Origin of the sequence: Bradyrhizobium sp. SZCCHNRI1009, from assembly GCF_032487575.1 — a bacterium.
Classification (GTDB): Bacteria; Pseudomonadota; Alphaproteobacteria; order Rhizobiales; family Xanthobacteraceae; genus Bradyrhizobium.
In genome coordinates, this window is record NZ_JAUEUL010000021.1 from 104,310 (window position 1) to 112,604 (window position 8,295).

9 protein-coding genes are annotated in these 8,295 nt (G+C 65.0%); 6 read left to right on the forward strand and 3 right to left on the reverse strand.

Annotated features, from left to right (window positions below):
• The first annotated feature begins 143 nt into the window (after window positions 1–143).
• Complete coding sequence (locus tag QX010_RS26855) at window positions 144–872, forward strand: glutathione S-transferase family protein (RefSeq protein WP_316182870.1); 729 nt, start codon at window positions 144–146, stop codon at window positions 870–872.
• Window positions 873–1,062: 190 nt separating this feature from the next.
• Here the strand turns inward: QX010_RS26855 and QX010_RS26860 are convergent, their stop codons facing one another.
• Complete coding sequence (locus QX010_RS26860; protein ID WP_316182871.1) at window positions 1,063–1,686, reverse strand: pyridoxamine 5'-phosphate oxidase family protein; 624 nt, start codon at window positions 1,684–1,686, stop codon at window positions 1,063–1,065.
• Window positions 1,687–1,806: 120 nt separating this feature from the next.
• On the opposite strand from QX010_RS26860, the gene QX010_RS26865 reads away from it, so the two are divergent.
• Window positions 1,807–2,691 carry a LysR family transcriptional regulator gene (locus tag QX010_RS26865; protein ID WP_316182872.1) on the forward strand — a complete coding sequence of 295 codons (885 nt, stop codon included), beginning with the start codon at window positions 1,807–1,809 and terminating at the stop codon, window positions 2,689–2,691.
• 5 nt (window positions 2,692–2,696) lie between these two features.
• Here the strand turns inward: QX010_RS26865 and QX010_RS26870 are convergent, their stop codons facing one another.
• Window positions 2,697–3,110, reverse strand: coding sequence for a PaaI family thioesterase (locus tag QX010_RS26870; protein ID WP_316182873.1), 414 nt, complete (start codon window positions 3,108–3,110; stop codon window positions 2,697–2,699).
• 407 nt (window positions 3,111–3,517) lie between these two features.
• Between QX010_RS26870 and QX010_RS26875 the strand changes: the two genes are divergently transcribed.
• From QX010_RS26875 to QX010_RS26890, 4 genes are all read left to right on the forward strand, one after another.
• Window positions 3,518–4,537, forward strand: coding sequence for a TRAP transporter substrate-binding protein (locus QX010_RS26875; RefSeq protein WP_316182874.1), 1,020 nt, complete (start codon window positions 3,518–3,520; stop codon window positions 4,535–4,537).
• 252 nt (window positions 4,538–4,789) lie between these two features.
• Window positions 4,790–5,299 (forward strand): TRAP transporter small permease, encoded by a 510-nt coding sequence (locus tag QX010_RS26880; protein WP_315805177.1) that lies wholly within the window; start codon window positions 4,790–4,792, stop codon window positions 5,297–5,299.
• 6 nt (window positions 5,300–5,305) lie between these two features.
• Window positions 5,306–6,625, forward strand: coding sequence for a TRAP transporter permease (locus tag QX010_RS26885; RefSeq protein WP_315805176.1), 1,320 nt, complete (start codon window positions 5,306–5,308; stop codon window positions 6,623–6,625).
• The gene (locus QX010_RS26890; RefSeq protein WP_316182875.1) at window positions 6,625–7,104 is read left to right on the forward strand and encodes a DUF3237 domain-containing protein; all 480 of its coding nucleotides are present in this window, start codon (window positions 6,625–6,627) and stop codon (window positions 7,102–7,104) included. Before QX010_RS26885 ends, QX010_RS26890 begins: the two co-directional genes overlap by 1 nt.
• A 210-nt stretch (window positions 7,105–7,314) precedes the next feature.
• Here QX010_RS26890 and QX010_RS26895 read toward each other — a convergent pair whose 3' ends face one another.
• Window positions 7,315–7,641, reverse strand: coding sequence for a hypothetical protein (locus QX010_RS26895; protein WP_315805725.1), 327 nt, complete (start codon window positions 7,639–7,641; stop codon window positions 7,315–7,317).
• Between the last annotated feature and the right edge of the window lie 654 nt (window positions 7,642–8,295).

Below are 8,295 nucleotides of genomic sequence, written 5' to 3' on the forward strand. Positions count from 1 at the left end.
AACAACGAGATTGAAGGGGTGATGTCGATGATGATGTTTTATGGCCTTGGCCTGGCCACCACGCTACTGCCGCTGCTGACACCATGGTGGCAGCAGCACGTTCGTAGCGTCCGGCGTCTGCTCAGGAAGTCGGGAGTGCTGTCATGATCACATTGTTCGGTTTGGGCGCGGGCTTCGGCCTGCCGGAGATCAGCCCCTTCGTCACCAAGACGGAGGTGCAATTGAAGATGGCGGGCCTCGACTATCGGAAGCAGCGGGCGATGCCGCCGGCGTCGCCGAAGGGGCAACTGCCCTTCATCGACGATGGCGGCGAGCTGATTGCCGATTCGACCTTCATCCGTGCCCACATCGAGCGCAAATACGGCTTCGACTTCGATTCCGGACTCGACGTGCGCGCGCGGGCGCAGGCCTGGGGGTTCGAGCGCATGATCGAGCATCATCTGTATTTCGCGCTGGTCGGGGCGCGCTGGGTCGATCCGGTCAACTTCGCCAAGGGGCCGGCGCATTTCTTCGACGGCGTGCCGGCCGACAAGCGCGAGAAGCTGCGCGAGGACGCGCAGTTTCGTGTCGCCGAGAACTATCTGATCTCCGGGCTCGGCCGGCACGCGCCGGACGAGGACGTCGATCTCGCCGCGCGCTCGCTGCGCGCGCTGTCGGTGCAGCTCGGCGACCGGCCTTATCTGATGGGTGATCGTCCATGCGGCACCGACGCGACCGCGTTCGCCGTCATCGCCGGCATTCTCACGCCGTTCTTCGACTCCGAGCTCCGCCGCAGGACCGAAAGCTTCGGCAATCTCGTCGCCTATGCCGAGCGCATGATGGCGCAGTACTATCCCGAGTTCGATTGGGGCAGGGCGGCCGAGGCCGCCTGAGTTCTTAAGCCCCACCCACGTCATTCCGGGGGCAAGGCCGCAGGCCTTGAACCCGGAATCTCGAGATTGTTTTGCGCTCTACTCATGTCGAGATTCCGGGTTCAATCGCCCGTGCACTACCGCGCACGAACGATTTGCCCCGGAATGACGACCAAGCACAGGTCCACAGTGCTGAAGGCAGAGGACTTCGTCAGAGGGCCTCGCCCTTCAACCGCGTCACCTCCGCCTCCAGCTCCGCGATGCGCGCATCGCGCACGGCCAGCGCTTCCGCGACGTCGGCCGCGTCGAACTTCTGCGGGATGTGCTGCGGGCAGTTGGTGTCCCAGGCGCTGATCGTGAACAGCATGACCTGCTCGGGCCGCGCCTTGTAGCCTCTCGGCATCAGCGAGGCCGTCAGCGCGGCATCATCCTCGACCACCCGCGCCGTCCCCCAGATCTTCACCCGGCGGCGGTGCGCGTAGTCCATGACGAAGATGTAGGCGTGCGGGTTCTCCGACAGATTGCCCTGGGTGATGTACTGCCGGTTGCCGCTGAAGTCGGCGAACGCCAGCGTGTGGCTGTCGAGCACCTTGAGAAAGCCCTTCGGTCCGCCGCGATGCTGGATATAGGGCTGGCCGTCGGCCGAGGCGGTCGCGAGATAGAAGCTCGTGGCCTCGGCGAGGCGGCCGGCGAGATCGTCGTCGACCTCGTGGCGAAAGCCGCGGCTCTGCTCCACATGCGCGTAGCTCTCGCGCGACCCCTTGCGGGCCTGGATCGCCTTGACGGCGGGTGAGAACATGACGTCGCCGGGTGCCTGGATGGTTGGCTGGGTCATCGCAATGACTCCTTGTCGCTGCGGCCGTGACTGCCGCCGTGAAGGCAATATGGTCCCAATCCCCCAGGGAAATAATCTGGCCAGTTGACATTGGATCGTTGCAGATGCTGCAATAATCTGATGGACCGCATCGATGCCATGCAGGCGTTCGTGACCGTCGCCGAGCTGAACGGCTTCGCACCGGCAGCGCGCCGGCTCAAGCTGTCGCCATCGGCGGTCACCCGGTTGGTCGCCGCGCTCGAAGCGCATCTTGGCGTCCGCCTGCTGCAGCGGACGACGCGCTCGGTGACCCTGACCGATTCCGGACGACGCTATCTCGAACGCGCGAGCCGCATTCTGGCTGATCTGGCGGAGGCCGAGCGCGCCGCGGAGAGCGAGCGCCTGCAGCCGGTGGGGCGGCTGGTGGTCTCGGCGCCCGTCGGCTTCGGCCGGCTCCATGTCGGTCCGGTCATGGCCGCGTATCTGAGCCGCTATGCCGAGGTCGCGGCCGAGCTGCGCCTCGAGGACCGCCAGATCAACCTGGTGGAGGACGGCGTGGACTGTGCCGTTCGGATCGGCCATCTCGGCGATTCTTCGCTCGTGGCGCGCCAGGTCGGCAGCATGCGCCGGATCGTGGTCGGGGCTCCCGCCTACTTCAAGGTCCATGGTGAGCCGCGGACGCCCGATGCGCTGGCGAAGCACCAGACCATCCAGTTCGGCCCGGCCGATGAATGGCGCTTCGTCAGGGAGGGCCGGGAACTGCGGATTGCGGTCAGCCCGCGGCTCGTCACCAACAATGCCGACGCCGCGATCCAGTATGCCGAGGCGGCCGGCGGCGTGACACGGGTGATGGCCTATCAGGCTGCGGACGGCTTGCGCGGCGGCCGCCTCAAGCGGGTGCTGGCGAAATACGAGCCTCCGCCGCTCCCGATCCACATCGTGTTTCCGAGCTCCCGCCTGCTCTCCGCCAAAGTGCGCGCCTTCATCGACCTGATCACCGCAACCTGCGACTGGCGTTTCGACTGACGACGTCACTCCTTCTTCGGCACCACGCGAAACGTCGCGTTCGCCCGCGCGATCACGGCGTCATCCGCCAGCACCAGGCTCTGGACGAAGCAGACGGTGCGTCCGCTCCTGATGACGTCGCTCTCGACGCTGAGCCATTGTCCGATCCCGGCGCTGCCGATGTAGTCGACCGCGAGATTGATCGTCACCAGCGACGCCTCCCAGCCCAGCGCCTGGGCGCAGCTGTAGCCCATCGCATTGTCGGCCAGCGATGCGATCAGGCCGCCATGGATCAGCCCGCGCGAATTGGTGTGCGGCACGGCAAGCCTAAGGCCGAGGATGACGGCCTTGTCGGTTCTCCTGGCGTAGAGCGGCTCCCAGGGATCGGTGAACGGGCTCTTGCGGAAATGCGGCTCGAAGCCGGCGGGAATGCTGCTCACGCGTGTCTCGATCGTTGCTGGCGATGTCCGCAGTCAACGACGTCTCCGCGCGTTTTGCACCGCCTACAAAGTTTCAAACGTGTTTTGCGCCGATGTTTGAAACGGTGCGCGCCGACGCCGGCGGAGATGGCGCACGATGTCGCAGGGCCGCTCGACCCCTCGTGGCAATTTCGCGGTGTGCCGACGCAGCCGTGCAATTTCGGGTGCACTCAAGATGCTTAACGTGTTAATGAATTGGTCGCGCGGCTGCAACTTTCGTCTGCCAGACTTGCGTTGGCTGGCGCGATAGGGGCAGGCTCGCGCGTGCAGCGACGGCAGGTCTGCCGTCACGCTTGCAATGATGGTTATATGCTATAACAATGAAGCAAAGGGCCCTCGAAGGCCCATGATGGAAGGAGAGGATCCCGATGAGGAAGACGCTTCTGGCGTTGGCGCTGGCTGCCGGTGTGACCACCCCCGCGCTCGCGCAGGACAAGACGTTCGAGCTGAAGATTTCGCACTGGGTGCCCGCCAGCCATCCGCTGCAGAAGGCGCTGGAGGATTGGGCCGCATCGGTCGAAAAGGCCTCGGGCGGCACCATCAAGGGCAAGGTGTTCCCGGCCCAGCAGCTCGGCAAGGCCTTCGACCATTACGACATGGCGCGCGACGGCATCGCCGATGTCACTTACGTCAATCCCGGCTATCAGCCCGGCCGTTTCCCGATCATCGGCGCCGGCGAGCTGCCGTTCCTGGTCTCCGACGCCAAGGGCGGCTCGGAAGGTCTGGACGCGTGGTACCGAAAATATGCCGAGAAGGAGATGAAGGACGTCAAGTATTGCCTCGCCTTCGTCCACACGCCCTCGGCTTTCCACACCCGCACCAAGAAGGTCGTCGTGCCCGAGGACGTCAAGGGCATGAAGATCCGCCCGGCGGATGCGACGATCGCCAATTTCGTCACCCTGCTCGGCGGCACCAATGTGCAGTCGTCGGCGCCGGAAGTGCGCGACATCATCGAGCGCGGTGTCGCTGACGGCGTCACCTTTCCGGCGGGCTCGCTGGTGCTGTTCGGAGTCGACAAGGTCACGAAGTACCACATGGACGCGCCGTTCTACGTGACGACCTTCGTGTTCGTCATGAACAAGGACAAGTACAACCAGATGTCGGCGATGCAGAAGAAGGCGATCGACGACAATTGCAACACGGAGACCGCCGGCAAGGTCGGCGAGCCCTGGGGCAAGTTCGAGGACGCCGGCGTCGACAAGATCAAGGCCGAGTCCGGCCAGGAGGTCTACAAGCTGACGCCGGAGCAGACCGCTTTGTGGAAGAAGGCCTCCGAGCCGCTGTTCAAGACCTGGGCCGACGGCGTCAAGAAGACCGGCGTCGACGCCGAGGCCGCCATGACCGAGCTGAAGGCCTCGCTCGCCAAGTACAACGCGCTGGCGCAGTAGCGCTCTTTACATCGCGCTGTTGCGCAGCAGACGGTGCGCTCCCTCTCCCCGTTCTGACGGAGAGAGGGTCGGGGTGAGGGGCAGCCGCACGGGTGGTGCGAGCCGTTAGACCTGTACCCCCTCACCCCAACCCTCTCCCCGCCTTAGCGAAGCTTCGCTTCGCCCTGGCGGGGCGAGGGGGCGCACCGCCTGCTGCGCGGCAGCGCGCGCTCCAATCTTCAAGCCTACGACCAGATTTCAAACGGGGACGCCATGCAGCGCGCCTACATGGACCGGATCATCGATGCGATCGAATGGATCGCCGCGTTCTTCGTCGGCATCGTCGCGCTCGACATCTTCCTGTCGGTGCTGCTCCGCAACACGCTGAACTATTCGATCCCCGATTCCTTCGACATCGGGCGCATGCTGCTCGGCATCCTGATCTTCTGGGGCATCGCTGCGACATCCTATCGCGGCACCCACATCACCGTGGATCTGATCTGGGGCAATGTCGGCCCGCGCTATCAGCGCTGGATCGACATCTTCGCAACGCTGGTGCTGCTGTTCGTCGTCACGGTGCAGACCTGGACCCTGTTCGACAAGGTGCGCGGCACCTATGAGGACAACGTCCTCACCTTCGATCTGCACATGCCGACCTGGCCGTTCTTCGCCATCGCCTGGATCGGCGACGTTTCGGCGGTGCTCCTGATCGCCATCCGGACCTATCGCCTGATCTTCCACCCCGAGGAGATTCATGACCCTCACGTCAAGCCCACGGAGTAGTGCCGCATGAGTACGGATGCGGTTGCCGTCATCGGCTTCGTTGCGCTGTTTGCGCTGATGCTGCTGCGCGTGCCCGTCGGCATGGCGATGGGACTCGTCGGCGTGTCCGGCTTCGCCTATCTCGTCAACGGCACGGCGGCGTTGAAGCTGGTCGGCCAGACCTCGATGCGCACGGTCACGGACTACACGTTCGGCGTGATCCCGATGTTCCTGCTGATGGGAACGTTCGTGTCCAACTCCGGCATGAGCCGCGAGCTGTTCCGCGCCGCCAACGGCTTCGTCGGCCATCTGCGCGGCGGGCTCGGCATCGCCACCGTCGCCGCCTGCGGCGGCTTCGCCGCGATCTGCGGCTCGTCCGTGGCGACCGCCGCGACGTTCTCGGCGGTGGCCTATCCCGAGATGCGCCGCTTCGGCTATCCGCAGTCCTTCGCCACCGGCGTCATCGCCGCGGGCGGCACGCTCGGCGCGATGCTGCCGCCGTCGACCGTGCTCGCCGTCTACGGCATCATCACCGAGCAGGACATCGGCAAGCTGTTCATCGCCGGCATCATCCCCGGCCTGTTGGCGATGACCATGTACATGATCACCATCACGGTGATCGGCCGTGTCAGGCCGGATTTTCTCCCGAAGGGCGAGGCGCCGCCGTGGCGCGAGCGCATCGCGGGCCTGAAAGGCATCTGGGCGCCGGTGCTCCTGTTCCTGTTCGTGATCGGCGGTCTCTATGGTCTGCCGTTCCTGCCGCGCTTCACGCCGACGGAAGCCGGCGGCGTCGGCGCCACCGGCGCATTCCTGATAGGCGTGTTCACCGGCCGGCTCGACAAGGACAAGATCCTGGCTTCGCTGCTGCAGGCCACGCGCACCGCGGCCGCGGTGTTCACCGTGCTGATCGGCGCGCTGATCTTCGGCTACTTCCTGACGGTGACGCAGACGCCGCAGAAGGTGACGGAGTTCCTCACCGGCCTCGGCCTCGGCCCCTACGGGGTGCTGGCGCTGATCATGGTGATGTATCTCGTGCTCGGCTGCCTGATGGATGCGATGGCGATGATCATCCTGACCGTGCCGATCATCTTCCCGGTCATCTCCCATCTCGGCTTCGATCCGATCTGGTTCGGCGTCATCATCGTGATGACCGTCGAGCTCGGCCTGATCCATCCGCCGGTCGGCATGAACGTCTTCGTCATCAAGAGCGTGGTGAAGGACGTGTCGTTCTCGACGATCTTCAAGGGCGTGCTGCCCTTCGTCGTCACCGACCTGATCCGCCTGGTGATCCTGATCGCCTTCCCGCTGCTGGCCACCTGGCTGCCGCAACAGATGATGGCCCGCTGATGACGACCCCGATCCTCGAGACCCGCTACGTCTTCACCCTCACCGTGATGATCGGCGACGTCACCAGTGCCGGCGAGACCGGCATCGGCGTGCGCCGGATCATCCCGATCCATGGCGGCGAGGTGAAGGGCCCCGGCCGCGCCGGTGAGGGCATCAGCGGCAGGATCTGCAATTTCGGCGCCGACTTCCAGGTCATCCGTCCGAACGAGCTGATCGACCTCGAAGCCAAATATGGCTTCGAGACCGACGACGGCGCGACGATCTACGTCGAGAACCGCGGCATCCGCTTCGGACCGGTCGACCTGTTGCAGAAGCTCAAGCGCGGCGAGCCGGTCGATCCCAAGCTGATCTACTTCCGCACCCACCCGCGGTTCGAGACCGGCCACGACAGATATCGCTGGCTGATGGAGTACGTCTTCGTCGGCTCGGCGGCCCGGCACGCCGACCGCGTCATCATCGACGTGCACGTGGTGCTGTAGGCTGCACGGCCTGCGTAGTGCGATCGCATCAGGCGGCCTGAGTTTGGCGGTAGCCTGTCTCCACGTCGTCATGGCCGGGCTTGTCCCGGGCATCCACGTCCTCCGGCTGCGGAGAACGACGTGGATGCCCGGGACAAGCCCGGGCATGACGGAGTTCTTGGCTGACCGGGTCGTTCGTCGCGACAGCTTCGTATTCGGGAAGGCCGGCGACTAATCCTCGTCGTCCCAATCCGCCGCCCGGCCATAGCCGCCGTGGTCGCAATTGCGATAGCGCTGGGCCGGCACGTAACGGTAGCGCTCGTAGCCGTAGCCGTCATACGCCGCGTCGCGATAGTGCGACCGGTAGACCGGCGCGGGCTCATAGGCTTGCGCTTCCGACGCCAGCGCGCCGCCGACGAGAGCGCCGACCAAGAGACCACCGATAAGCGCCGCGTTGCGGCCGTCATGGGCCTGAGCCGGCGCCACGCCGGCGAGCAGGGTGGTGGTCACGGCGAGCGCGGCGATGCCGCCTGCGAGAGATGTCTTCAGCGAAACCATGATCCCCTCCATTGGGAAGTGTGGTGACGGTAGAGGTTCTACAGCGCGCGCTTTGAAGGCACCCTGAATGCGATGTTGTCGGCCGTTCACTTTGCTGTCGGCCACGCTGCCCGCCGCAACGGCGGTGTCGTCCCTGCGAACGCAGGGACCCATACCGCGGAATCTGTCGGTTGGGCATAACTGGCAGTCCTCATCTCACGAGGGCCGGTGGTTATGGGTCCCTGCGTTCGCAGGGACGACAGCGGAGAGCGGTGAGGCGCCGTTGCCTCCGATCCTTGATTTTTGCAAAACAAAAATATCTTGCGTTTTTCCAGAAGTTATGATCATATCGCGCCATCCCGTCCCAAGCCGAGGGGCGTAGCGCGCGATCGTCACGACACGCGGGGCGGGGAGCGGTGGCCGCGATCATGTCGCAGCGTGTCTTCGGGCGCGCGGACGAACGATGTGACGCGGACGTGAAATCGCAGCGTCCTGATACCCCGACGCTGGTATCAAGCCGTGATGGCGCCGCAGGCGCTGCGCGGTGATGGTGGCCAAAAAGCCCGGCGCACCAGGGAGACTGCGTATAAGCGTGAAGACCATCGCGCAGGGAAGGCCGGGCGTTCTCGGCTGCACCTGTGGTACCTGCCGCCTGCATTCTTTTCGCAGGCGGGC

Bases quoted from the DNA above. Each gene is read 5' to 3' on its own strand.
- QX010_RS26855 (WP_316182870.1), top strand. From the start codon at position 144: ATGATCACATTGTTCGGTTTGGGCGCGGGCTTCGGCCTGCCGGAGATC.
- QX010_RS26860 (WP_316182871.1), bottom strand. From the start codon at position 1,686: ATGACCCAGCCAACCATCCAGGCACCCGGCGACGTCATGTTCTCACCC.
- QX010_RS26865 (WP_316182872.1), top strand. From the start codon at position 1,807: ATGGACCGCATCGATGCCATGCAGGCGTTCGTGACCGTCGCCGAGCTG.
- QX010_RS26875 (WP_316182874.1), top strand. From the start codon at position 3,518: ATGAGGAAGACGCTTCTGGCGTTGGCGCTGGCTGCCGGTGTGACCACC.
- QX010_RS26880 (WP_315805177.1), top strand. From the start codon at position 4,790: ATGCAGCGCGCCTACATGGACCGGATCATCGATGCGATCGAATGGATC.
- QX010_RS26885 (WP_315805176.1), top strand. From the start codon at position 5,306: ATGAGTACGGATGCGGTTGCCGTCATCGGCTTCGTTGCGCTGTTTGCG.
- QX010_RS26890 (WP_316182875.1), top strand. From the start codon at position 6,625: ATGACGACCCCGATCCTCGAGACCCGCTACGTCTTCACCCTCACCGTG.
- QX010_RS26895 (WP_315805725.1), bottom strand. From the start codon at position 7,641: ATGGTTTCGCTGAAGACATCTCTCGCAGGCGGCATCGCCGCGCTCGCC.